General features: G+C 71.7%; 22 protein-coding genes. 8 read left to right on the forward strand and 14 right to left on the reverse strand.

All coding sequences use genetic code 11. From position 1 onward, the window contains the following. Positions 1 to 13: 13 nt before the first annotated feature. The 6 genes from ACIGWZ_RS26925 to pdhA all read right to left on the reverse strand — a co-directional run bounded on the left by ACIGWZ_RS26925 (position 14) and on the right by pdhA (position 7,369). Entirely contained in the window at positions 14 to 1,174 is a 1,161-nt protein-coding gene (locus ACIGWZ_RS26925; protein WP_400068956.1) for a potassium channel family protein, read from the reverse strand. Further along, a complete protein-coding gene (locus tag ACIGWZ_RS26930; RefSeq protein WP_400068958.1) occupies positions 1,171 to 2,709 on the reverse strand; it encodes a molybdopterin-binding protein in 1,539 nt (512 codons plus the stop codon). Before ACIGWZ_RS26930 ends, ACIGWZ_RS26925 begins: the two co-directional genes overlap by 4 nt. Then, the gene (locus ACIGWZ_RS26935) at positions 2,706 to 3,617 is read right to left on the reverse strand and encodes an NTP transferase domain-containing protein (protein WP_400069451.1); all 912 of its coding nucleotides are present in this window, start codon (positions 3,615 to 3,617) and stop codon (positions 2,706 to 2,708) included. The genes ACIGWZ_RS26930 and ACIGWZ_RS26935 overlap by 4 nt, the downstream gene beginning before the upstream one ends. A gap of 124 nt (positions 3,618 to 3,741) precedes the next feature. Beyond that, positions 3,742 to 5,178 carry a dihydrolipoamide acetyltransferase family protein gene (locus ACIGWZ_RS26940; RefSeq protein ID WP_400068960.1) on the reverse strand — a complete coding sequence of 479 codons (1,437 nt, stop codon included), beginning with the start codon at positions 5,176 to 5,178 and terminating at the stop codon, positions 3,742 to 3,744. Beyond that, positions 5,178 to 6,212 carry an alpha-ketoacid dehydrogenase subunit beta gene (locus ACIGWZ_RS26945; RefSeq protein ID WP_400068962.1) on the reverse strand — a complete coding sequence of 345 codons (1,035 nt, stop codon included), beginning with the start codon at positions 6,210 to 6,212 and terminating at the stop codon, positions 5,178 to 5,180. Before ACIGWZ_RS26945 ends, ACIGWZ_RS26940 begins: the two co-directional genes overlap by 1 nt. After that, complete coding sequence (pdhA, locus tag ACIGWZ_RS26950; RefSeq protein WP_400068964.1) at positions 6,209 to 7,369, reverse strand: pyruvate dehydrogenase (acetyl-transferring) E1 component subunit alpha; 1,161 nt, start codon at positions 7,367 to 7,369, stop codon at positions 6,209 to 6,211. The genes ACIGWZ_RS26945 and pdhA overlap by 4 nt, the downstream gene beginning before the upstream one ends. Before the next feature lie 225 nt (positions 7,370 to 7,594). Between pdhA and ACIGWZ_RS26955 the strand changes: the two genes are divergently transcribed. Next, on the forward strand, positions 7,595 to 8,113 hold the full coding sequence (locus ACIGWZ_RS26955) for an Lrp/AsnC family transcriptional regulator (RefSeq protein ID WP_400068966.1): 519 nt from the start codon (positions 7,595 to 7,597) through the stop codon (positions 8,111 to 8,113). A 21-nt stretch (positions 8,114 to 8,134) separates the two neighbouring features. On the opposite strand, the gene ACIGWZ_RS26960 is transcribed toward ACIGWZ_RS26955, so the two are convergent. Continuing rightward, complete coding sequence (locus tag ACIGWZ_RS26960) at positions 8,135 to 8,725, reverse strand: TetR/AcrR family transcriptional regulator (protein ID WP_400068968.1); 591 nt, start codon at positions 8,723 to 8,725, stop codon at positions 8,135 to 8,137. Between the two features lie 2 nt (positions 8,726 to 8,727). After that, positions 8,728 to 10,248 (reverse strand): 3-hydroxyacyl-CoA dehydrogenase, encoded by a 1,521-nt coding sequence (locus ACIGWZ_RS26965; RefSeq protein ID WP_400068970.1) that lies wholly within the window; start codon positions 10,246 to 10,248, stop codon positions 8,728 to 8,730. A 244-nt stretch (positions 10,249 to 10,492) separates the two neighbouring features. Here ACIGWZ_RS26965 and paaN point away from each other — a divergent pair, with 244 nt between their 5' ends. Continuing rightward, a complete protein-coding gene (gene paaN, locus ACIGWZ_RS26970) occupies positions 10,493 to 12,205 on the forward strand; it encodes a phenylacetic acid degradation protein PaaN (protein ID WP_400068972.1) in 1,713 nt (570 codons plus the stop codon). Between the two features lie 21 nt (positions 12,206 to 12,226). On the opposite strand, the gene ACIGWZ_RS26975 is transcribed toward paaN, so the two are convergent. The 3 genes from ACIGWZ_RS26975 to ACIGWZ_RS26985 are packed head-to-tail and all read right to left on the reverse strand — an operon-like array spanning position 12,227 to position 14,918. Then, on the reverse strand, positions 12,227 to 12,916 hold the full coding sequence (locus tag ACIGWZ_RS26975) for a TrmH family RNA methyltransferase (RefSeq protein WP_400069453.1): 690 nt from the start codon (positions 12,914 to 12,916) through the stop codon (positions 12,227 to 12,229). Positions 12,917 to 12,933: 17 nt separating this feature from the next. Next, on the reverse strand, positions 12,934 to 14,253 hold the full coding sequence (locus ACIGWZ_RS26980) for an HTTM domain-containing protein (RefSeq protein ID WP_400068973.1): 1,320 nt from the start codon (positions 14,251 to 14,253) through the stop codon (positions 12,934 to 12,936). Further along, positions 14,250 to 14,918, reverse strand: coding sequence for a DUF5819 family protein (locus tag ACIGWZ_RS26985; protein WP_400068975.1), 669 nt, complete (start codon positions 14,916 to 14,918; stop codon positions 14,250 to 14,252). Before ACIGWZ_RS26985 ends, ACIGWZ_RS26980 begins: the two co-directional genes overlap by 4 nt. Before the next feature lie 199 nt (positions 14,919 to 15,117). Here ACIGWZ_RS26985 and paaA point away from each other — a divergent pair, with 199 nt between their 5' ends. From paaA to ACIGWZ_RS27015, 6 genes are all read left to right on the forward strand, one after another. Next, positions 15,118 to 16,068, forward strand: coding sequence for a 1,2-phenylacetyl-CoA epoxidase subunit PaaA (gene paaA / locus ACIGWZ_RS26990; protein ID WP_400068977.1), 951 nt, complete (start codon positions 15,118 to 15,120; stop codon positions 16,066 to 16,068). Beyond that, positions 16,065 to 16,403 (forward strand): 1,2-phenylacetyl-CoA epoxidase subunit PaaB, encoded by a 339-nt coding sequence (paaB, locus tag ACIGWZ_RS26995; RefSeq protein WP_400068979.1) that lies wholly within the window; start codon positions 16,065 to 16,067, stop codon positions 16,401 to 16,403. The genes paaA and paaB overlap by 4 nt, the downstream gene beginning before the upstream one ends. Next, positions 16,400 to 17,116: a 1,2-phenylacetyl-CoA epoxidase subunit PaaC gene (paaC, locus tag ACIGWZ_RS27000; protein WP_400068981.1), complete on the forward strand. Its 717-nt coding sequence runs from the start codon at positions 16,400 to 16,402 to the stop codon at positions 17,114 to 17,116. Before paaB ends, paaC begins: the two co-directional genes overlap by 4 nt. Further along, a complete protein-coding gene (paaD, locus tag ACIGWZ_RS27005; protein WP_400068983.1) occupies positions 17,110 to 17,616 on the forward strand; it encodes a 1,2-phenylacetyl-CoA epoxidase subunit PaaD in 507 nt (168 codons plus the stop codon). The genes paaC and paaD overlap by 7 nt, the downstream gene beginning before the upstream one ends. After that, a complete protein-coding gene (locus ACIGWZ_RS27010; protein ID WP_400068985.1) occupies positions 17,616 to 18,662 on the forward strand; it encodes a 2Fe-2S iron-sulfur cluster-binding protein in 1,047 nt (348 codons plus the stop codon). Before paaD ends, ACIGWZ_RS27010 begins: the two co-directional genes overlap by 1 nt. Before the next feature lie 113 nt (positions 18,663 to 18,775). Then, positions 18,776 to 19,909, forward strand: a complete 1,134-nt coding sequence (locus tag ACIGWZ_RS27015) for an acyl-CoA dehydrogenase family protein (RefSeq protein WP_400068987.1) — start codon at positions 18,776 to 18,778, stop codon at positions 19,907 to 19,909. Between the two features lie 163 nt (positions 19,910 to 20,072). Here ACIGWZ_RS27015 and ACIGWZ_RS27020 read toward each other — a convergent pair whose 3' ends face one another. The 3 genes from ACIGWZ_RS27020 to ACIGWZ_RS27030 form a co-directional block, all read right to left on the reverse strand. Next, on the reverse strand, positions 20,073 to 20,417 hold the full coding sequence (locus ACIGWZ_RS27020; RefSeq protein ID WP_400068989.1) for a rhodanese-like domain-containing protein: 345 nt from the start codon (positions 20,415 to 20,417) through the stop codon (positions 20,073 to 20,075). Positions 20,418 to 20,427: 10 nt separating this feature from the next. Beyond that, on the reverse strand, positions 20,428 to 21,405 hold the full coding sequence (locus tag ACIGWZ_RS27025; protein WP_400068991.1) for a J domain-containing protein: 978 nt from the start codon (positions 21,403 to 21,405) through the stop codon (positions 20,428 to 20,430). A gap of 266 nt (positions 21,406 to 21,671) precedes the next feature. Next, positions 21,672 to 23,087, reverse strand: a complete 1,416-nt coding sequence (locus ACIGWZ_RS27030; protein WP_400068992.1) for a DUF2252 domain-containing protein — start codon at positions 23,085 to 23,087, stop codon at positions 21,672 to 21,674. Positions 23,088 to 23,565 lie beyond the last annotated feature (478 nt).

The raw sequence follows: 23,565 nt of genomic DNA on the forward strand, positions 1-23,565 counted from the left end.
AAAGGACGCCCGGCTACTCGTCCGCCCGGTGCTCATTCGCCCTGCGCATCGGGGAGACGCCGGTGCCGGGCAGCGACGAAGGCCGGGAGCGGTTCTGCCTACCGGCGGCGTCCGGCTCCTCCGTCGGCGCCGCGCGGACGATCGTGATCAGCCGGTCGGCGGACTGCAGCGGGCTGGCGTCCGGGTCGTCGTAACCGATCAGGCGATGGCCGCGCAGCACGGAGACGACCAGGTCGTCGGTCTCCCGCACGGACTTGCCGACCTCGGACTTCACCACCGGCCGCTCGATCAGGTCCAGCCCGCTGCCCTGCTGGATCAGATCCTCCATCACGGTGCCCGCACTGGGGCTGTGCACCGAGAGCCCCAGCAGCCGTCCGGCCGCACTCGCCGAAGTGATGACGGCGTCGGCGCCGGACTGCCGCAGCAGCGGCGCGTTCTCCTCCTCCCGCACCGCCGCGACGATGTTGGCCCGCTTGTTGAGTTGACGGGCGGTCAAGGAGACCAGGACCGCGGTGTCATCGCGCTGGGTGGCGATCACGACCTGGTGCGCCCGCTGGATCTCCGCCCGGACGAGCACATCGCTGCGGGTCGCATCGCCGACCACCCCCGCGAACCCCTCGGCCACCGCCGCCTCGATCACCTTGGCGCTCGGGTCGACGATGACGATGCGGTCGCGGGGCAGGCCCGTGGCGCACAGGGTCTGGACGGCACTACGGCCCTTGGTGCCGTACCCGACGATGACGGTGTGGTCGCGCAAGGCGGTTCTCCAGCGTTTCAGTTGCCACTGCTCACGGGTGCGCTCGGTCAGCACCTCGAGCGTCGTGCCGACCAGGATGATCAGAAACAGCACCCGCAGCGGCGTGATGAGCAGGATGTTCAGCAGCCGCGCGCTGTCCCCGTACGGGACGATGTCGCCGTAGCCCGTGGTCGAGAGCGTCACGGTCGCGTAGTAGACGCAGTCGAGGAAATCCACCGAGCCATTGGCGTTGTCGTGGTACTCCTCGCGGTCCATCCACACGATCAGGACCGTCGCCATCAGCACCAGCAGAGCCATCATCAGACGGCGGGCGACCTGCCGCAGCGGTGCCTTGGGGCTGCGGCGCGGCAGTATCACTCGGTGCGAACGGTCCTCGGGGACGTCGCGCGCCGCGGCGTCGTAGGACGGAAGCTTCACTCCGCGCCTCCGGTGGGGCCGTGTGCGGCCCCGGGCGGCGACCAGTCGGCCGACCAGGGCAGTTCGAGAAGGTCGACCTCGGTGCCGCGGTCGCCGCCGCCGGGCGGGATGACGGCCAGCGCATCGGCGGCGGCGATCCCGCGCAGCATGGCGGGGCCGTGGAAGTGCAGCGGTTCCGCCATCAGCCCGTACCGCTCGTCGTCGCGATAGCCGACCGGTACGAGCCGGGTGTCGCGCGGATGCCCGTGGACCGAGGACCACAGCGGCGTACGGTACGCGGCCGGGGCGCGCCGGGCGGACAGCGTGCGCAGCAGCGGCTCGGCGAGGGTGAGCAGCCCGGATACCGCGGCGAGGGGGTTGCCGGGGAGCCCGACGAGGTGGCGGTGCGGGGTGATCCGGGCGAGCAGCATGGGATGCCCGGGGCGGACCTCCACGCCGTCCACCAACACCTCGGAGCCCAGGCGGCGCAACGTGGGATGCACATGGTCGACCGGGCCCGCCGCGGTGCCGCCGGTGGTGATGACGACATCGGCCCGGGAGCCGGCGATCGCCGCGTACAGCGTGTCGGGGTCGTCGGCGAGATGACGCGGCGCGGCCGCCTCGGCGCCCAGGGCGTGCAGCCAGGGGCCGAGCATCGGGCCGAGGGCATCGCGGATCCGCCCCTCGTGCGGCAGGCCGTGGCGCAGCAGCTCATCGCCGAGGACGAACACGTCGACCCGCGGGCGGGGGTGGGTGATCAGCTCGTCGTAACCGGCCGCCGCGGCCAGGCCGAGCACCGCGGGGGTCACCAGCGCACCGGCCGCCAGCAGGTCGTCGCCACGGCGGCACTCCTGGCCGCGCGGCCGGATGTCCTGGCCCGGCGACGCCGGCCGCAGCGCGTGGAGCCGGGGCCGGCCGTCGCTCCGCTCCCGGACCTCGCCGTGCTCGCTGCGCAGCACCGCGGTGGCGCCGGCCGGGACCCGCGCCCCCGTGGCGATGGCGATGGCGTGGCCGTCGGAGAGCGGGGCGGCGGGGGCATGACCGGCGAGGATGCCGACGGCGTCGTCGAGGTGCCAGGGGCCGGGGCCGGAGACCGCCCAGCCGTCCATGGCCGAGGTGTCGAAGGACGGCAGATCGGTGAGGGCCGCGAGCGGCGCGGCGAGGGTACGGCCGAGGGCGTCGCCCAGAGCTGCCGTCTCGGGCGGGAGCGGGCCGGATGCGGCGCGGCGGGCGATGTCGCGGGCGGCCGGCCAGGGGGAGGGGGCGACCGGGATTTCGGCGGACGGGCCGGGGGTGTCAGCGGGTGCGGGGGGTGCCTCGCCCGTGCCGGAGCCGTTGCCCGGGACGGCGCCCCGTGCGGCCCCGTCGGCCGGGGTGACCCGCCGTGCGTCGTCGCGTCCGCTCGCACGGTACGCATCGCCCGCCCCGTTCGCCCGGGACGGGCCGTACAGCCCGTACGAACCGCCCGCGGGATCGCGCCGGGCGCCCGCCGCTACGGCCTCGTTGGCCAGTGCGAGCGCGTCGTCCAGCGCGGCGTCGAACTCCCCGTCGGTCATTGCGCGGGCTTCGTTTCGCCGCCCGTGGGGCCCGTGGCGCCGTCCGTCGGCGCGTTCTCGTCGCCTTCCGCGGCCCAGCGGTTGGCCAGCGTGGCTGCCCGGTGGGCCAGTTCGGTCACGTCGCGGCCCTGCCGGCCCGCGGCGTAGCCGATCAGGAAGGTCGTCAGCGGCGCGGCCGGGCGGGCCACGCCGTGTGCCGCGTCGCGAGCGAGGTCGAGCAGGGTCGCGGTGTCGACATCGAGATCGATGTCCAGCTCGGCCTTGACTGCGGTGATCCATTCGTCCAACACGTGTCCATGCTCCCTGATGCGGGCGCGTGCGGCGCTGATGTCTTCCCAGGTGTCGCAGTCGAAGGATGCCGTGGAGGTGGCGTCAGGGACCCGTGCCAGCGTCAGTTCGGAGAGCAGGGCGCGCAGCGGCAGTCCGGCCAGGGTGCCGTGTTCGGCATGCAGCAGGGCCAGTTCGCGGCGCAGCGGCTCGGCCCGGTAGGCGGCGACCAGCGGCTGGTCGCGCCCGTCGGCGTCGCGCAGCACGGCCCCGTCGCGAGGCGAGGCGCCGTTCGCCGTCCCGGCGGCGGCCGCAAGGAGGCTTTGTACGGTCGCGGGCGTCAGGAACGGCAGATCGGCGGAGAGGACGAGGACCGTCGGGGCGGTGGTGTGCCGCAGACCGGCGTCGAGCCCGGCGAGCGGACCGCCGCCGGGCGGGTCCTCCAAGGCGCGGACGACGGGGCGGCTCGCCGCACGCCGGGGGCCGACGACAACGGTGATCGCGGTGTCGGCGCAGGCGGCGAGGACCCGGTCCAGCAGGGCGCGGCCACCGACGGACAGGGCGGGCTTGTCCGCCCCGCCGAGTCGGCGTGCCGCGCCTCCGGCCAGCACGATGGTGTCGTAGTCGGTGTGGTCGCTCACCCCTTGAGTGTCGCTCACCCCTTGAGTATCACCAGGGGCACCGCGTTCACACAGGTGTCACAGCAGGGAAAGTTTCCACGGCGGCCGGGCCGCGGGACCGCGACCGCCGCAGCGCGGCATCGGCTCAGAGGGCGCGCAGCAGCAGCGCCGGCTGCTCCACGCAGTCGGCGACGAACCGCAGGAAGCCGCCGGCGGTGGCGCCGTCGCACACCCGGTGATCGAAGGTGAACGACAGCTGGACGACCTGCCGGACGGCCAACTCGCCCTCGTGCACCCAAGGTTTGGCGGCTATCCGGCCGACGCCGAGCATCGCGGCCTCGGGGTGGTTGATGATCGGCGTGGAGCCGTCGACGCCGAAGACGCCGTAGTTGTTGAGGGTGAAGGTGCCCTGGGTCAGCTCGGCCGGGGACAGCCCGCCGGACCGGGCGGTCTCGGTGAGCCGGGCCATCTCTGCGGACAGTTCCTCGACCGTACGGGCATGGGCGTCGCGGACCACCGGGACCACCAGGCCGCGGTCGGTCTGCGCGGCGAAGCCCAGGTGGACGGCAGGCAGACGGACGATCTCCCGGGTCGTGGTGTCGACCGTGGCGTTGAGCTCGGGGAACCGCGCGAGCGCGGCCGTGCAGACCCGGGCCAGCAGCGCGAGCAGGGACACCGTGGGAGCGCCGGGGACATTCATCGCCCGACGGGCGGCGAGGAGTTCCGTGGCGTCGGCGTCCACCCAGCAGGTGGCGTCCGGGATCTCGCGGCGGCTGCGGCTGAACTTCTCGGCGGCGGCGCCGCGCATCCCCTTCAGCGGGACGCGCTCGGCCTGCGCTGCGGCCCCGGTGGCGGACGCGGCCCCCACCACGCCCGCCACGGAGGCCGCCGCTCCGGTCTGCTCCCGCTCCCGGATCGCCCGCTCAACGTCCGATCGCAGAATCAGCCCGTCCCGCCCGGACCCGCTCAACTCCGTCAGGTCCAGGCCGTTCTCCCGCGCGATCCGGCGCACCAGCGGCGAGATGACGGCCACTGTGCGGCTGTCGGGAGCCGCGGGCACGACCGGAGCCGGCTCCGGCTCGGGCGGACTCGGTACGCCGTTGGCCGGAGGTACGGCACCGGCCGGCGGTACGCCGTTGGCCGGCGGTAGGCCACTGGCCGGGCCCGCGCCCCCCGGCCGGATCCTTGGCCGTCGCGCCGCGGCGGCGCTCGTCCCGTAGCCGACCAGCACATTCCCCGAGCCGGCCGGCTCCTCCGAGGCCGCGGGTCCGGTGCCGGAGGTACCCGTCCCTCCGGCCTCGCCCGCCGGGCCGCGCCCCGCCAGGTCGTCCGGCACCGCGCCCACGGCCACCGTCACCAGCGGCGCCCCCACCGGGACCTCGACGCCCTCCTCACCGAAGCGGGCGGTGACCACGCCCCCGTAGGGGCACGGCACCTCCACCATCGCCTTGGCGGTCTCCACCTCCACCACCGGCTGGTCGACGGCCACCACTTGGCCGACCTCGACCAGCCACTGCACGATCGTCGCCTCGGTGAGGCCCTCGCCCAGGTCGGGCAGGGTGAATTCGCGGACCACGGCCATCACTCACCACGTCCCTCGGTCCAGTCCGACTCCCACTGGAGGCGGGCGACGGTGTCCAGGATCCGGTCCACGCCCGGCAGATGGTGCCGCTCCAGCATCGGCGGCGGATACGGGATGTCGAAGCCGGCCACCCGCAGCACGGGCGCCTCCAGGTGATGGAAGCAGCGCTCCGTGATGCGCGCGGCGATCTCGCCGCCGGGGCCGCCGAATCCGGCCGACTCATGGACGACCACCGCGCGCCCGGTACGCCGTACCGACGCACAGACCGCGTCGTCGTCGAACGGCATCAGCGAGCGCAGATCGAGGACCTCCAGGTCCCAGCCCTCGGCGCGGGCCGCCTCGGCGGCCTCCAGACAGACCGGCAGCGACGGACCGTAGGTGATCAGCGTGGCGCTCTCGCCGCGGCGCCGGATCTCGGCGCGGCCTATGGGGGCGACGGGTGTGGGGGCGTCGGGCGACCAGTCATCCTTGGACCAGTACAGCCGCTTGGGCTCCAGGAAGACGACCGGGTCGTCGGAGGCGATGGCGGCGCGCAGCAGACCGTAGGCGTCCGCGACGGTCGCCGGGGTGACCACCTGGAGGCCGGGGGTGGCCAGGTAGTACGCCTCGGAGGAGTCGCTGTGGTGCTCGACCCCGCCGATTCCGCCGCCGTAGGGAATCCGGATGGTCAGTGGCATCGGCAGCGCGCCCCGGGTGCGGTTGCGCATCCGGGAGACATGGCTGATGAGCTGCTCGAACGCCGGGTAGGCGAACGCGTCGAACTGCATCTCCACGACCGGCCGCAGCCCGTACATGGCCATGCCGACGGCCGTGCCGAGGATGCCGGCCTCGGCGAGCGGGGTGTCGCTGCAGCGGTCCTCGCCGAACTCCTTGGCCAGACCGTCGGTGACCCGGAACACGCCGCCGAGGGCGCCGACGTCCTCGCCCATGAGATGGACCGTCGGGTCCTCGGCCATGGCGTCGTGCAGCGCGCGGGTCAGCGCCTGCGCCATGGTGGCGGGCTTGCGGGTGGCCGCCGGAGCGGTGGTCGTCATGGCCGGGCCTCCTGGGCGGGGGTCTGCTCGGCGTCCAGCTCGGCGCGCAACTGGGTCGCCTGGCTGCGCAGTTGGCTGGTCCGCTCGGTGTAGACGTGGGTGAACAGGTCCATGGGGTCGAGCACCGGATCCTGGTTCATCCGCTCCCGCAGGTCGGCCGCCAGCTGTTCGGCGCCGTCCCGGGTGGCGCCGAAGAACTCGTCGGTCAGCAGATCGCGGGCGGTCAGCTCGTGCTCCAGAAGGGCTATCGGGTCGTGCGCCCGCCAGGTCTCGACCTCGGTGTCGGTGCGGTAGCGGGTGGCGTCGTCGGCGTTGGTGTGCGCCTCGATGCGGTACGTGACGGCCTCGATCAGGGTGGGGCCGCCGCCCCCGCGGGCGCGCCGTACGGCCTCGCTGAGGACCTCGTGCACGGCGGGGGCGTCATTGCCGTCCACCAGGCGGCCCGGCATGCCGTAACCGACCGCCTTGTGGGCCAGTGAGGGCGCGGCGGACTGCTTGGCGAGCGGTACGGAGATCGCGAAGCCGTTGTTCTGGACGAGGAAGACGGCCGGCGCCTGCCAGACCGCCGCGAAATTCAGCGCCTCGTGGAAGTCGCCCTCGCTGGTGCCGCCGTCGCCCACCATGGCGAGCGCCACCACGTCGTCGCCCTTGAGGCGGGCGGCGTGCGCCAGGCCCACGGCATGCGGGAGCTGGGTGGCGAGCGGGGTGCACAGGGGGGCGATGCGGTGCTCGCGCGGGTCGTATCCGGTGTGCCAGTCGCCGCGCAGCAGGGTGAGCGCCTGTACGGGGTCGAGCCCGCGGGCCACGGCGGCGAGGGTGTCGCGGTAGCTGGGGAAGAGCCAGTCGCGGTCCTCCAGGGCCAGCGCGGCGGCGACCTGGCAGGCCTCCTGTCCGGTGGAGGACGGATAGACCGCCAGCCGCCCCTGCCGGGTCAGGGCCGTGGCCTGGGCGTTGTAGCGGCGGCCGCGCACCAGCTGGACGTAGAGCCGCTTGAGCAGTCCGGCATCGAGCTTGCGGGCGGCGTCCGTCCCCAGGAGGCGGTACGGCTCGGCGTCGGGCAGGAGGGGCGCGGGATCGACACGCGGCCGCCAGTCGGGCGGCGGGCCGGGCAGAGAGCTCTTGTTCCTGCTGCTGCCGGGCTGCTCAAGGACCGTCATGAGCGAGCACCTCCTCGGATCGAAGGGGCGGCGCGAGGCGCCTGATTAGGGGTGGTGGCGGGCGACTCATGGGCAGGATGCATCCGGTCGGGGCGGGTGAGCCCTTCCCTACCGATTGTTCGGTCGCCGATGCATTTTGGCTACAGGCGGACTCAGCCTGTGGACAAACGGTTCTCCACAGCTTGAGATGAATGCAGGACGTCCACAACGGGGAGGCGGGACCATATGCGGGACGAACAGATGGCCAATCCGGGCGGCCGGCCGTCGGCGGCATCCGCCCCGCCCGTCCCGCCCGCGCGCCCGCTGGACACCGTCGACCGCGCGATCCTGCGCATGCTGCAGACGGACGGCCGGGCCTCGATACGCTCCGTCGCCGACCAGGTCCATGTCTCGCGGGCCAACGCCTACGCCCGCATCAACCGGCTGATCGACGACGGCGTCATACGCGGCTTCAGCGCCCTCATAGACCAGGAACGCGCAGGCCAGGGCGCCTCCGCGTACATCACTCTGAAGATCGTGCAGAACTCCTGGCGCACCGTGCGCAAACAGCTCACGGCGCTTCCCGGGGCGTCCCACATCGCGCTGGTCAGTGGGGATTTCGATGTACTGCTGCTGGTCCACACCAAGGACAACCGGGAGCTGCGGGAGCTGGTCCTGACCCGCATCCAGTCGATCCCGGAGGTGCTCAGCACCCGCACCCTGCTGGTCTTCGAGGAAACCGAGCTGGGGCCGGAGGAGCAGTAGCGCGGGGCGCCCGGACACCACCTAGCTCCTGCGCAGCCCCGCGAACGCCGTACGCACCACGCCCTCGGCCACCTCTTCCCGGCTCGCCGCGCCGCCGCGCCCCGGCCGGTACCACTCCGCAATCGAGTTGATCATGCCGAAGAGCAGCCGGGTGGCCAGCCGGATGTCGACGTCGTCCCGCAGGTCACCGTCGGCGGCCGCCTGCTTGAGCAGGTCGGCGACCTCGTGGTCGAACTCGCGGCGGCGCTCCATGGCCCACCGCTCGGTGTCGGTGTTCCCGCGCACGCGCAACAGCAGCGTCACATAGGGCAGTTCATCCATCAGCACCTCGGCCTCGCGCCGGGTGACGTACTCCAGCCGCTCGATCGCCCGCCCCTCGACGGCGCCCGGCTCCTCCAGGACGCCGAACAGCCCGTCCAAGGCGCGGCTTATCGCCCGGTGGAGCAGCTCTTCCTTGCTGCGCACATGGTGGTAGATCGAGGACTTCGAGATACCGGCCGCCTTGGAAAGGTGCTCCATGGAGGTGCCGTCGTATCCGCGCTCGTTGAACACCCCGACGGCGACCGCGAGCAGCGAATCGGGCGTGTACGTGTCGCGCTTGGCCATGGTCATGATTAGAGCACCTGTCCCTCCAGGTCCGCACGGCGCCTGAGGGCCCACGACGGTGCGTAGCGGCCACCGGCATTGTGGTGGTACATCGAATCCAGCAGATCCCACACCCACCGGGCGCCGAGCCGCTCGGCCCACTCCATGGGGCCACCGGGGTAATTCACGCCCAGGCGCATCGCGGTGTCGATGGCGTCCGGCGTCGCCACGTTACGGGCCGCCGCGTCCACGGCGAAGTCCACGATCATCGCGAGCGTGCGGGCGACGATCATGCCCGGCACGTCCTGGATGACGCTCACCTCCTTGCCGAGCGCCTGGAAGAGCCCCACCGCCTCCGCGAGGTCCGCCGCGGAGGCGCCCTGAGAGGCGGCCAGCGCGATCCGGGTCGCGACCCGGTAGTCCAGCGAGAGATCGAACCGGATGCAACGGTCGTGCGCCGCGCCCGTCGCCGCAGTGCCGTCGGTCAGCGCGAGCCGGGCCCCGCCGGGCAGCCGGAGGAAGCCCGCGGACTCCCCCGGCGTCCCGTCCCGGGTGATCTTGATGCCGGCCTCCTCGACCAGCTCGCACAGCACGGCCGCGGGACCGGGCAGCTGCGCGTGCAGGCCGACGGCCTGAGGGGCGGGACACGACGCGGCGGTCTGCGGCTCCGGATGCCGCGCCCCCTCCGCGTAGTCGAACCAGCCGCGCCCGGACTTCCGGCCGTGCAGCCCGGCCTCCACCAGGCGCCGCTGCGCCAGAGAGGGAGCGAACTTCGGGTCCTGGAAGAACGACGTCCACACCGAGTGGGTGACCGCCTCGTTCACGTCCTGCCCGATGAGGTCGGTCAGCTCGAACGGGCCCATCCTGAAGCCCGTGCCGTCGCGCAGCAGGGCGTCGATGGTGGCGGGGTCGGCGACCCGCTCCTCGTAGGCGCGCAGGGCCTCGGCGTAGAACGGGCGGGCGATGCGGTTGACGATGAACCCGGGGGTGTCCGCGCAGCGCACCGGAGTCTTGCCCCAGGCGGCGGCGGTGTCGTACGCGGTGGTGACGGCCGTCTCGTCGGTGGCGAAGCCGCTGACGACCTCGACCAGGGGGAGCAGCGGCGCGGGGTTGAAGAAGTGCAGGCCCACGACGCGGCCGGGGTGGCGCAGCGGGCCCGCGACGGCGGTGACGGACAGGGAGGAGGTGTTGGTGGCCAGCAGGCAGTCGGCCGCCACGATGTCCTCCAGGGCGGTGAACAGCTCCTGTTTGGCGGGGAGTTGTTCCAGGATCGCCTCGACGACCAGCGCGGCGTCGGCGAGCTCGGCGAGGGAAGCGGCGGGGGAGAGGCGGGCGCGGGCGGCGTCCCGTTCCTGCGGTGCGATCCGGCCTTTTTCGGAGAGCCGGTCCAGCCGCCGGCCGATGGCCTCGGCGGCCTGCCGGGCGCGTTCGGGGGCCGTGTCGTAGAGGCGCACGCGGTGCCCGGCAACCAGCGCCACCTGCGCGATTCCCTGTCCCATGGTGCCGGTGCCCACCACTGCCACGGTGCTTGCGGTGCCCATTGCCGTCATGGCGATTGTTCCTCCCCGACCCGAGTTGTCCACAGGCATACGGGGACCCCTTGCCCCGACCGATCGTTCGGTTACTCTAACTCCGTTGGTACATCCGCTCACAGTCCTTGGTTCGATCTCCGACCTGGGTTCCGGTCTTCATCCCTGATCCGAATCCTGATCCGAATCCCTGGATCCGACCTTCTGGTTCCGATCTCACCGCCTCATCCGCTCTCCGCCCGGCTCGACGAGGAGTTGGTCATCGATGGCCACCGAAGTGACCGCAGCGCAACCGGCCCCGGCGCAACTGACCACAGCGCAGTTGCTCGACAAGCACCGCCCCACCCTCGACAAGGCGCTCGAGGCGATCCGTACCCGCGCGTACTGGTCCCCGCACCCCGAGCACCCCAAGGCGTACGGCGAGACCGGCGCCCCCGACGGCCTGGCCGCCTTCGAGGCGCTGCGCGGCAAGCGCTTCGCGCTGGACCAGCCCGGCACGGACGACTGGACGGGCGAGGAGGTCTCCCCGTACGGACCGGAGCTGGGCATCACCTACCCGCATCCGGACGTGGACGTCCTGCTGCCGGCCATGCGTGCCGCGATCCCCGCCTGGCGGGACGCCGGTCCCGAGGCGCGGGCGACGGTGTGCCTGGAGATCCTGGCGCGGATCAGCGCGCGCACCCATGAGTTCGCGCAGGCCGTGATGCACACCAGCGGACAGGCCTTCATGATGGCGTTCCAGGCGGGCGGCCCGCATGCACAGGACCGCGGCCTGGAGGCGGTGGCGTACGCGTACGCCGAGCAGGTCCGCACCCCCGGGCAGGCACCCTGGTCCAAGCCGCAGGGCAAGCGCGAGCCGCTGGAGCTGACCAAGTCCTTCACGGCCGTGCCGCGCGGCGTCGCCCTGGTGATCGGCTGCAATACCTTCCCCACCTGGAACGGCTATCCGGGCCTGTTCGCCTCGCTGGCCACCGGCAACCCGGTGCTGGTCAAGCCGCATCCGCGGGCCGTGCTGCCGCTGGCGCTGACCGTCCAGGTGGCGCGCGAGGTGCTCACCGAGGCCGGCTACCCCGCCGACCTGGTGTGCCTGGCCGTCGACAAGCCGGACGAGGGCCTGGCCAAGACGCTGGCGGTGCGCCCCGAGGTCCGCATCATCGACTACACCGGCTCAACCGCCTTCGGCGACTGGCTGGAGACGCATGCCCGCCAGGCGCAGGTCTTCACGGAGAAGGCCGGCGTCAACACCGTCGTCATCGACTCCACCGACGACTACAAGGGCATGCTCGCCAACCTCGCCTTCTCCCTGTCGCTCTACAGCGGCCAGATGTGCACCACCCCGCAGAATCTGCTGATTCCGCGCGACGGCATCGGCACGGACGCCGGGCCGAAGTCGTACGACGAGGTGGTCGGCGATCTCGCGGGCGCGGTGAGCGGGCTGCTCGGCGATGACGCACGCGCCAACGCCCTGCTGGGCGCGATCGTCAATCCGCAGGTCAAGGAGCGGATCGACGCCGCGTCCGGGCTGGGTGAGGTGGCGCTGGCCTCCCGCGAGGTGACCAACCCCGACTTCCCCGGGGCCACGGTCCGCACTCCGGTGATCGTCAAGCTGGACGGCGCGAAGCCGGACTCCGAGGCGGCCTATCTGTCGGAGTGCTTCGGCCCCGTGTCCTTCGCGGTCGCCGTCGACTCGGCGGCCGGCGCGGTGGAGCTGCTGCGGCGCACCGTACGGGACAAGGGCGCCATGACGGTCGGCGCGTACACCACCGACGCGGAAGTGGAACGCCTGGTCCAGGAAGCCTGCCTGGACGAGTGCGCCCAGCTGTCGCTCAACCTCACCGGTGGCGTCTATGTGAACCAGACGGCGGCGTTCTCCGACTTCCACGGCTCCGGCGGCAACCCGGCGGCCAATGCGGCGCTGTGCGACGGCGCGTTCGTGGCGAACCGCTTCCGTACGGTGGAGGTGCGCCGACCCGCGTGAGAACGTGCGCGCGTAAGAGCGTCAGGAGGCCTCGATACGGGCGTGGCGGCCGATCCAGGAGTGCATCGCGATGGCGGCCGCGGCGCCCGCATTGATCGACCGGGTCGAGCCGAACTGCGCGATGGAGCAGACCAGGGAGGCGTGCCGGCGCGCCTCCTCGGTCAGCCCCGGCCCCTCCTGGCCGAAGAGCAGCACACAGCGGCGCGGCAGCTCGGTCGTCTCCAGCGGCACGGCGCCGGGGAGGTTGTCGATCCCGATGATCGGCAGCTCCTCGGCGGCGGCCCAGGCGGTGAGGTCGGCGGTGTCCGGGTGGTGGCGGACGTGCTGGTAGCGGTCGGTGACCATGGCGCCGCGGCGGTTCCAGCGGCGCTGCCCGACGATATGGATCTCCTTGGCCAGGAACGCATTCGCGGTCCGTACCACCGAGCCGATGTTGAAGTCGTGTCCCCAGTTCTCGACGGCCACATGGAAGTCGTGGCGGCGGGTGTCGAGGTCGGCGACGATCGCCTCACGCGTCCAGTAGCGGTACCGGTCGACGACATTGCGGCGGTCGCCGTGCGCGAGCAGCTCGGGGTCGAAACGGGTGTCCTGTGGCCAGGGCTCCGGGTGCGGGCCGACGCCGATCTTGGGCTCGAAGCCCTCGTCGTACTGAAGGGGCTCCGCGCCCGGGGCGGTGGTCTCGCCGTCCTGGGCGGTTTTCTCGTTGCTCAGGGCGGTTTTCTCGCTGCTCACCCCACGAGGGTATGGCCATCGTCGTCGCTGTGGGTACGGGCCTCCGGCTCGCTGCCGTCGGGCCGGGACGTGCGGTCGCGGCCGAACAGGCGCTTGCGCAGGTCCGAGATCCGGGCGGAGAGCCAGGTCAGGAAGTTCGTCGGCAGGAAGACCGCATCCGCCGCGATCATCGCGAGCGAGAAGAACGGCAGCCCGAGCAGGACCGCGATCGACAGGTGCTCGCAGATCATCGCGACCAGCAGCACGTTCTTCAGGCGCCGGTTGAAGAGCGTGAAGGGGAAGGCCACCTGGACGATGACCGTGCCGTAGGTGAGCAGCATGACCATCAGGCCGCTGCTGCCCAGCGCCTGGGACAGATCCGGCCAGGGGGAGAAGTAGTCCAGGTGCATCGGGTAGAAGACCGCGGTGCCGTCCTGCCAGCGCGAACCCTGGATCTTGTACCAGCCGGCGGTGGCGTAGATCAGGCAGACCTCGATCATGATCACCAGCAGTGCGCCGTTGTGCGCGAGCTTGGCGAGGGTGTCCAGGACGATGCGCGGCTCCCCGGGCGCGTACCGGCGCACCGCCCACCACAGGCCGTGCACCGCCCACAGGCCCCACAGCGCCAGGCTCCAGCCGATGCCCGGGAAGGGCCCGTCGCCGAACCAGGTGAGGCTGTACTTGCCGAGCAGCTGGGCCACGGCCAGGGCCAGGCCGAGAACGCTCCACAGCAGGATGCCGGGCAGATCGCGGCCCGGTGCTGCCGGCGGCGTCGCCGCGGCCCGGCCGGCACGCCGCGCGTCCAGGGACCACACCTGCCCGCAGCGGGTGAGCACGAGATACATCGACATCAGGTGGATGACGTTGTCGCCGCCGTCACCCAGGAAAATGCTGCGGTTCTGCAGCGAGAGCACGCCGATCATGAAGAGCACCGACATGGTGCGGGTGCGCCAGCCCAGCATCAGCAGGGCGCTGGCCACGATGGCGAGCAGGTAGACGCACTCGAACCAGCCGCTGCTGTCCGACCAGGGCAGCAGGGAGAAGGCGTGGTTGCCGTTGAGAAGCCTGCGGGCCATGTCCAGGCTGAAGGGGCTGTCGGGGCCGTAGAGGGCATGCCGGTTGGGCCACTCCCGCAGCAGGAACAGCAGCCAGGTCGCGGAGAAGCCGATGCGGATGACGGCGGTCTGGTACGGCGCCATCGCCCGGCCGGTGACCTGCGCGAAGCCGCGGCCGATGGCGCGCTCGATACGGGTCTCCTCCAGCGGCGGCTCGGGGGCGGGGGACTGCTGGGGCGTGCCGGGCTCGGTTGCCGACCGCTGCGGCGTCGGTGACGTCACTGGTTCGTCGCCCCCTTGGGCAGGTCGTCTGCGGTGACCTGCCACCAGGGCAGTACGCGGTACATGGGCTTGTCGCTGACCTTCTCCGTGCTCCACGGCGGCGGGCTGACGGCCGTGGTCCTCGAGCGCACCTGCATCCGTTCGACGTGGCCGTTCTTGGCCCACTCGGCACCCATGCGGTACATCACGATGCGCCGGACGTAGCGGCCGGACAGCTCACCGCGCATGCCGACGGGATTGTTCTGGGCGGTGTGCGAGCCGAGGTAGAACTCCCAGCTGCGGCGCAGCATGTTCTGCTGGGTGTGGCTGGGGACCGGGTTGTGGAGGATGTTGCTTCCGTCGAGGGCGGTCAGGTCGGTCCAGCCCGTGGTCCGCTGCGTGCCGTCCGCGCCGCGCAGCTGGGCGCGGACCTGGACGTCGATGTTCTGCTGGAGCGGGTTGGGCGCGAACAGCTTCCAGTTCTGTTCGTACTCGGGATAGACGTAGTCGCTGATCAGGTCGCCCCGCTGCTTGCTGAGCGTGTTCTGCGGCGCGACATGCAGGAACATCATGGCCAGATGGATCGCGACGATCACGGCGCCCGCACTGGCCGCCACGCCTATGACGATCCGCGAGGGCAGCGAGAGCGCGGCGAGTGGCCGCGTTTCGTCCCCGTATGACTGCATTCCCGCCCCGTTCCCAGAATCCCGTCGGCTGACACGCGGCCGCCCCTCGGCCGACTCCCGGTTGACTCCGCCACGGAACGGTACCTACGCGGCGGCACCCGGCACACCCTCCCCTGAGTTTTCTCAGGGTTGACACCCGCGGCCCGCCCACCCACCATTGAACCGAACGATCGGTCGGTCGGGAGCGAGGGGGCACCACATGACGACGATCGCGCCGGAAGAATCGGCACTCGAAGCCGTCTTCGACGCCACCGTGGCCGCGGACGAACGCATCGAACCGCGCGACTGGATGCCGGACGCCTACCGCTCATCCCTGGTACGCCAAATAGCGCAGCACGCACACTCCGAGATCATCGGCATGCAGCCGGAAGCCAACTGGATCACCCGCGCACCGTCACTGCGGCGCAAGGCGATCCTCATGGCCAAGGTCCAGGACGAAGCCGGCCACGGCCTCTACCTCTACAGCGCCGCCGAAACCCTCGGCACGAGCCGCGACGAACTCCTCGACAAGCTGCACACCGGCCGCCAGAAGTACTCCTCGATCTTCAACTACCCGACCCTGACCTGGGCCGACGTCGGCGCCATCGGCTGGCTCGTGGACGGCGCGGCGATCACCAACCAGGTCCCGCTGTGCCGCTGCTCCTACGGCCCCTACGCCCGCGCCATGGTCCGCATCTGCAAGGAGGAGTCCTTCCACCAGCGACAGGGCTACGAACTCCTGCTCACCCTCAGCCGCGGAACCGAAGCCCAGCACGCCATGGCACAGGACGCGGTGAACCGCTGGTGGTGGCCCTCGCTGATGATGTTCGGCCCGCCCGACGACGAATCGGCGCACTCCGCACAGTCCATGGCCTGGAAGATCAAACGGCACTCCAACGACGAGCTGCGCCAGCGCTTCGTCGACATCTGCGTCCCCCAGGCCAAGGTCCTCGGGCTCACCCTCCCCGACCCGGACCTGACGTGGAACGACGAACGCGGCCACTGGGACTTCGGCCCGATCGACTGGGCCGAGTTCCGGGAGGTGCTCAAGGGCAACGGCCCCTGCAACGAACAGCGGATCAGCCGCAGACGACAGGCGCACGAGGACGGCGCCTGGGTGCGCGAGGCGGCCGCCGCACACGCGGCCAAGCACGGAAAGGCCGACCGATGACGACGCCAGACCCCGCCGGCATGCCCGCAGCCGCCGCGGCAGACTCCACCCGGCTCACCGAATGGCCCCTGTGGGAGGTCTTCGTACGCAGCCGTCGCGGCCTCTCCCACACCCACGCCGGCAGCCTGCACGCGCCGGACGCCGCCATGGCCCTGCGCAACGCCCGCGATCTCTACACCCGCCGCTCGGAGGGCGTCTCCATCTGGGTGGTGCCCTCCGCCCAGGTCACCGCCTCCTCGCCGGACGAGAAGGACGCCTTCTTCGAGCCGGCCGGCGACAAGCCCTACCGCCACCCGACCTTCTACGAGATCCCGGACGGGGTGCATCACCTTTGACGAACCTCACCCGCGTCCCGGCCCTGGCCCTCGGGGACGACGCCCTGGTCCTCTCCCACCGCCTGGGCGAGTGGGCCGGCAACGCCCCCGTCCTGGAAGAAGAGGTCGCGCTCGCCAACATCGCCCTCGACCTGCTCGGCCAGGCCCGCATCCTGCTCTCCCTGGCCGGCGACGAGGACGAACTGGCCTACCTGCGCGAGGAGCGCCAGTTCCGCAACCTCCAGCTCGTCGAACAGCCCAACGGCGACTTCGCCCACACCATCGCCCGACAGCTCTACTTCTCCACCTACCAGCAGCTGCTGTTCGATCACCTCGCCACGGGCGACAGCGAGCTGGCACCCCTGGCCGCGAAGGCCGTCAAGGAAGTCGCCTACCACCGCGACCACGCCGAACAGTGGACCCTGCGGCTGGGCGACGGCACCGCCGAGAGCCACACCCGCATGCAGCGCGGCCTGGACGCCCTGTGGCGCTTCACCGGCGAGCTCTTCGAACCGGTCGAAGGACTGGACGCGCCCTGGCCCGCACTGCACGACGAATGGACCACCCGCATCACCACCCTCCTGGGACGCGCCACGCTCGCCGTCCCGCAGGGCCCGCAGCGCGGCGCCTGGACCGCGGGCGCGGGCCGCCAGGGCCTGCACACCGAACCGTTCGGACGGATGCTCGCAGAAATGCAGCATCTGCACCGCAGCCACCCGGGGGCGACATGGTGACCACCACCGCCCGCACCGCCCTGGAAGAGAAGCTGCTGGCACTGGCCGGTTCCGTTCCCGACCCCGAGCTGCCGGTCCTCACCCTCGCCGAACTGGGCGTGCTGCGCAGCGTACGACTCACGGACCCCGACCGCGCCGAGGTGGAGCTCACGCCCACCTACACCGGCTGCCCCGCCATCGAGGCGATGTCCGCCGACATAGAGCGGGTGCTGCACGACAACGGCATCCCCGAGGTCGAGGTCCGTACCGTCCTGGCCCCGCCCTGGACCACGGACGACATCACCGCCGAAGGGCGCCGCAAGCTCGCCGCATTCGGCATCGCCCCGCCGCGCCCCACCGGGCCGGCCGGCGGACCCGTCGCCGTGGACCTGACGATCCGCTGCCCGCACTGCGGATCGACCGACACCACCCTGCTCAGCCGCTTCTCCTCCACGGCCTGCAAGGCACTGCGCCGCTGCGAGACCTGCCGCGAACCCTTCGACCACTTCAAGGAGTTGTGATGTTCCACCCGCTCCAGGTCCGGGAGGTCGAACGGCTCACGGACGACGCGGTGGCCGTCACCTTCACGGTCCCGCCGGCACTGCGCGAGACCTTCCGGCACACCCCCGGCCAGCACATCGCGCTGCGCAGATCGGTCGACGGCCAGGAGATCCGCCGCACCTACTCCATCTGCACCCCGGCCACCGACGATCCCGTACTGCGCGTGGGCATCCGCCTCGTCGAGGACGGCGCGTTCTCCACCTTCGCCCTCAAGGAACTGACGGCCGGCGACACCGTGGAGGTCATGGCCCCGGCCGGCCGGTTCGCCCTCGCACCGCGCGCCGGCCATTTCGTCGGGATCGTCGGCGGCAGCGGGATCACCCCCGTGCTCTCCATCGTCTCCACCCTGCTCGCCCGGCAGCCCGACGCCCGCTTCTGCCTGATCCGCAGCGACCGCACGGCGGCCTCGACGATGTTCCTCGAGGAGGTGGCCGACCTCAAGGACCGCTATCCGGAGCGCTTCCAGCTCATCCAGACCCTCTCCCGCGAGGAACAGCAGGCCGGTCTGCCTTCCGGGCGTCTGGACGAACAACGGTTGCGCGCGCTGCTGCCCACACTGCTGACCGTCGACTCGGTCGACGGCTGGTTCCTGTGCGGCCCCTACGGCCTGGTGCAGGGCGCCGAACGGGCGCTGCGCGCCCTCAAGGTTCCCCGCGGACGCATCCACGAAGAGATCTTCCACATCGACAACGGCACCGCGACCGCACCCCCGGTCGCCGCCGCCCCAGCGCACAGCACGGTGACGGCCACCCTCGACGGACGCTCCGGGAACTGGCCGGTGCACCCTGGCGAATCGCTGCTGGAGGCAGTGCTGCGCAATCGCGCGGACGCACCGTACGCCTGCAAGGGCGGGGTGTGCGGCACCTGCCGGGCGTATCTGGTGTCCGGCGAGATACGCATGGACCGCAACTTCGCGCTGGAAGCGGAAGAGGTGGACGCCGGATATGTGCTGGCCTGCCAGTCGCACCCGGTCACGGAAGAGGTCGAGCTGGACTTCGACCGCTGACACCGGCCGGCACGTCCGCGGAGCACAATTCCCTCCCCGCCATTCCCAATTCCTGCAACCTGTTCTACCTTGACGCCCCGTCAGGTCAATGCGCCGCGTGGGAGGACAGACCAGTGGACTTCACCTTCACCGAGGAGCAGCAAGCCGCCCTCGAAGCGGCCCGGGCCGTCTTCTCCGGGGTCACGCCCGACAGCGTGCCCAGCCCCGCGCTCACCCCCGGAGCCGTCGCCGACGACTTCGACCGCGCGCTGTGGCGCAAGCTCGCCGACGCCGATTTGCTGAGCCTGCTGATCGGCACCGAACACGGCGGCGCGGGCCTCGACCCGATCGCCCTCTGCCTCGTACTGCGCGAAGCCGCCAAGGTCCTGGCACGCGTACCGCTGCTGGAATCCACCGCCGCCGCGTACACCATCCGGACATACGCAGCCGACGATCTCTCCGCCGAGGTACTGCCAGGCATCGCCTCGGGCGACCTCGTCGTCACGGTGGCCGCCGCCGGCCGCACCGGACACGACCCCGCCGAACTCGCCGTGACCGCCCGCCAGGACGGCACCGACTGGATACTCGACGGCAGCCAGACCGCCGTCCCCTGGGCCCCGACCGCCGACCGGATCCTGCTCCCCGCGCACACCCGCGACGGCCACGCCGTCCTCGCGCTGGTCCCCCGCACCCACCCCGGCCTCGCACTCGAGGACCAGATCTCCACCAGCGGCGAACGCTACGCCGAGGTCCGGCTGGACTCCGTACGCATCAGCGCCAGCGAAACGATCACCGACCCCGCCGCCTGGGAAACCCTGCGCCACGTCCTGACCACCGGCACCTGCGCGCTCGCCCTCGGCCTCGGCGAACGCGTCCTCGCCATGACCAGCGACTACACCGGCAAACGCGAACAGTTCGGCCATCCCGTGGCCACCTTCCAGGCCGTCGCCGTCCAGGCCGCCGACCGCTTCATCGACCTACGGGCCATGGAAGCCACCCTCTGGCAGGCCGCATGGCGCATCACCACCGGTGCGGCCGGCGCACTACCGCCCGCGGGTGATGTCGCGGTCGCCAAGATCTGGGCCGCCGACGGCGTACGACGCGTCGTCCAGACCGCCCAGCATCTGCACGGCGGCTTCGGCGCCGACACCGACTACCCGCTCCACCGCTACCACGCCTGGGCCAAACAGCTCGAACTCTCCCTGGGGCCGGCCGCCGCCCATGAGGAGACCCTTGGCGATCTTCTCGCCGCACATCCGCTGAGCTGAGGGAGGCGAAATCCACCCTGCGGGGCGGTCGCGGGGAGATGAGACTCCGAGGAAGTGGCGCGCGAGGCGAGCGAGCCACGGGCAACCGGCCGGGCCGGGGTCCGCGCGGCCGGAATCCGGTCGGTTCGAGGCCGCTCGGCCCGGGACCGCTCGGCCGAGGCGGTCAGATGACCGACCCGGTGCCGCCCTTGCCATCGGACACGGGACGTCCGGTGGCCTCCCAGGCCTGCATGCCGCCGTCGACGTTCACCGCGTCGATGCCCTGCTGGATCAGATACTGCGCCACCTGGGCCGAACGCCCGCCGACCCGGCACAGGACATATACCTTGCCGCCATCGGGCGCCGCCTCGGTCAACTCCCCGTAACGGGCAACGAATTCGCTCATCGGGATGTGCAGGGCGCCCTCGGCGTGCCCAGCCTCCCACTCGTCGTCCTCGCGCACGTCCAGGAGGAAGTCCTCGGACGTGAGAGCGTCGACATCAACCGTGGGCAGAGAACCAAAATGCATGCCCTCGACGCTACCCGACCAGCTGCGCGAGATGCGCCTCGCGTTCCGCGACATCGGCGAGCAGCTTCTCGGCGATCTCGTCCAACAGCGCGTCCGGATCCTGCGGCGCCATCTTGATCATCGCTCCGATCGCGCTCTCCTCGAGCTCCGCCGCGACCGCGGCCAGCAGCTCCTTGCGCTGGGCCAGCCACTCCAGCCGGGCATAGAGCTCCTCGCTCTCGCTCAGCCGCTCCTCGGCCGGCGCGGGACCGGCCGCCCACTCCTGCGCCAGCTGCCGCAGCGCCGCCTCGTCACCCCGCCCGTACGCCGCGTTGACCCGCGCGATGAACGCATCCCGCCGGGTCCGCTCCGCGTCGTCCCGCGCCAGGTCCGGGTGGGCCTTGCGCACCAGATCGCGGTAGACCTTCCGGGTCTCCTCGCTGGGCCGCACCTTCTGCGGCGGCTGCACCGGCTGCTCGGTGAGCATCGCCTGCGCCTCGGGGAACAGCCCGTCCGAGCCCATCCAGCCGTGGAACAACTCCTCCACATCGGGCATCGGCAGCACGGAAGCCCGCGCCTCCTTGGCCTTACGCACGTCCTCGGGGTCGCCCGTACGCGCTGCTACGGCCTCGGCGATCTGCGCATCCAGCTCGTCCAGCCGCGCATACATGGGGCCGAGCCGCTGGTGATGCAGCCGGGAGAAGTTCTCCACCTCCACCCGGAACGTCTCCACCGCGATCTCGAACTCGATCAGCGCCTGCTCAGCCGCCAGCACAGCCTTCGCGAGGCGCCGGGTGGCCTCGTCCTGAGCCGCACGGTCGCCCCGATCGCCGCCGGAAGCATCCGCCGCCCGGGGGTCGGCCGGGGCTTCGGGAGCCTGCGGGGCGGTCTGCGAGTCCGGTGCCTGCGGGTCGGCTGAGGCATCGGGGGTGCCCGGTGCGCCGGGTGCGCCCGGTGCGTCGGGTCGGTCCTGGCCGTCCTGCGCGTTCTCCGCGTGCGAGTTCGTCACTCGGTCAGCGTACGGCCCATGGGGAGGCGGGGGCGCCGTCGGCGGGGCGGGGGACCGACTGGCTCCTTGACGGTCCTCCCCGGGTCCCCTCCTCCCGCCCCCACCCCTCCCCTCATCCCCCGCGCCCCTCCTTCCGCCCGCGCCCGTAGCCGCGGCCGTCCCCCGCGCCCCCTGCCCTCGCCCCTCCCGGCCGCCCAGCTCAGCAGTCCCGCCGCAAGCCGACGTCAAGCGCGCAGCAGATCACCGCCCCAGCAGGTCCGGGCTGGTCAGACCCCCATCTCTGCGGCCATGCGGCCACTCTTGACCGCCGCCACCAGTTCCGCATGATCCGCTTCCGTACGGTCCGCATACGCCACCCCGAACGCCACCATCGCCTCGTCCAACTCCTCGCTCTTTCCGCAGTAGCCGGCCACCAGCCGCGGATCGACGCTGTGCGCATGCGCCCTCGCCAGCAGCGCGCCGGTCATCCGTGCGTAGTCGTCCATCTGGTCTCCGGTCAGCTGCGTCGGATCCACGCTGCCCTTGCGATTCCTGAACTGTCGGACCTGGGACGGCACCCCTTCCTGGGCTCCGCTCCCCGCCAGGTCCGGCACCGTCGTCCAGCCCAACAACGTGTCACTCACGACCTGCATCCGCCGCTGCCCGCGCACCACCCGGCGCCCCTCGTGCGCCACCGACGGCACCGCGAAGCCGGCCTTCTCCACGAACGGCGCCAGCACCGAACCGCGCGCTTCCTTCACCTGCAGCACCAGCGGCTCGCCCTGGTGATCAAGCAGCAGCACCACATACGAGCGCAGGCCCACACTGCCCGTCCCCACCACCCGGAACGCCACATCGTGCACGGCGTACCTGGCCAGCAGGGGCAGCCGGTCCTCGGGGAGCGTCTCCAAATAGCCGGCGAGTGAGGAAGCCACCGCCGCAGCTTCCGCGTCCGGTATGCGCCGCAGCACCGGCGGCGCGTCCACGAACCGCCGGCCGCCGTCCGGCCCACGCTCCGTGGCCTTCGCCGCGAACCGCGCGCTGGTGTTCTTGCGCGCTTTGGCCGCGACCCGCTCCAGCGTGCCCAGCAGATCCCGGGCGTCGGTGTGCGAGACCAGCTCCTCGTCCGCGATCGCATTCCACGCCTCGGTCACCGGAAGCTTCGCCAGCAGCCGCATCGTGCGCCGGTACGCGCCCGCCGCGTCCTGCGCCGCCTTGCGGCACTCGTCCTCCGCTATGCCCGCCTCGCGTCCCGCCAGCACCAGCGACGTCACGAGCCGCTTGACGTCCCACTCCCACGGCCCGTACAGGGTCTCGTCGAAGTCATTGAGATCGATGACGAGGCCGCCGCGGGCATCCGCGTAGAGGCCGAAGTTGGCGGCGTGGGCATCCCCGCAGATCTGCGCGCCTATGCCGGTAACAGGAGTGGCCGTGAGGTCGTGGCCCATCAGTCCCGCGGAGCCGCGCAGAAAGGCGAAGGGGCCGGCGGCCATCCGCCCGACCCGTATGGGGGTCAGCTCCGGCAACCGTCCGGCATTGGACTCCTCGACCGCCGCCACCGCATCCGGCCGTCCGGCCGCGATCGACAGCGCGGCCTGCTCGGCACGGGGCAACCTCTCGCGCAGCGCCCGGCCGGCGGCCTTGGGCGATGCCCCCTGCGCGTCCGCCTTTGCGAACCCCGGTACGTACGGCACACGCGACATCGCGCGCCACCTCCCCCTTCACGACCCGCTTCCGTCCGGCCTGACCGGCCGGTTCCGTCTCGTTCGCCCATGACGGTACCGACACCGCTCGCGGTCCGGCAGGGCCTGTGGATAACTCTCGGCGGAGGGCGGGCGGCTGAGGAGGGAAAGGTGTGGGAAAGGCGGGGAAAAGGCAGGGAAGACGGTGAAGCAGGAGCTCGAATCCGCTGAAGTACGAGGTCAGGAGGCCGGACTTGCCCACCGACCGGGGGTTGGTCGACGGGCACGTAACGCCGGGTAGTTGTTGGGGAAGCCGACCGACCGCGGAGAAGAAGGGCGAGGAAGAACCGCGGGGAGACGGAGGACGGGACGAGCTGGCGAGAGCAGGCGCCGGGACGGAAGCCTCAAGGAGCGACGTCGGCACGCTCACTGACGTGACGTCAGTCCGGACGGACACCGGTCAGGAAACATCCGCCGCGCGGGGCCGGGAGGGGCCGGG

Origin of the sequence: Streptomyces sp. NPDC053427 (assembly GCF_044544985.1) — a bacterium.
Lineage (GTDB): Bacteria > Actinomycetota > Actinomycetes > Streptomycetales > Streptomycetaceae > Streptomyces.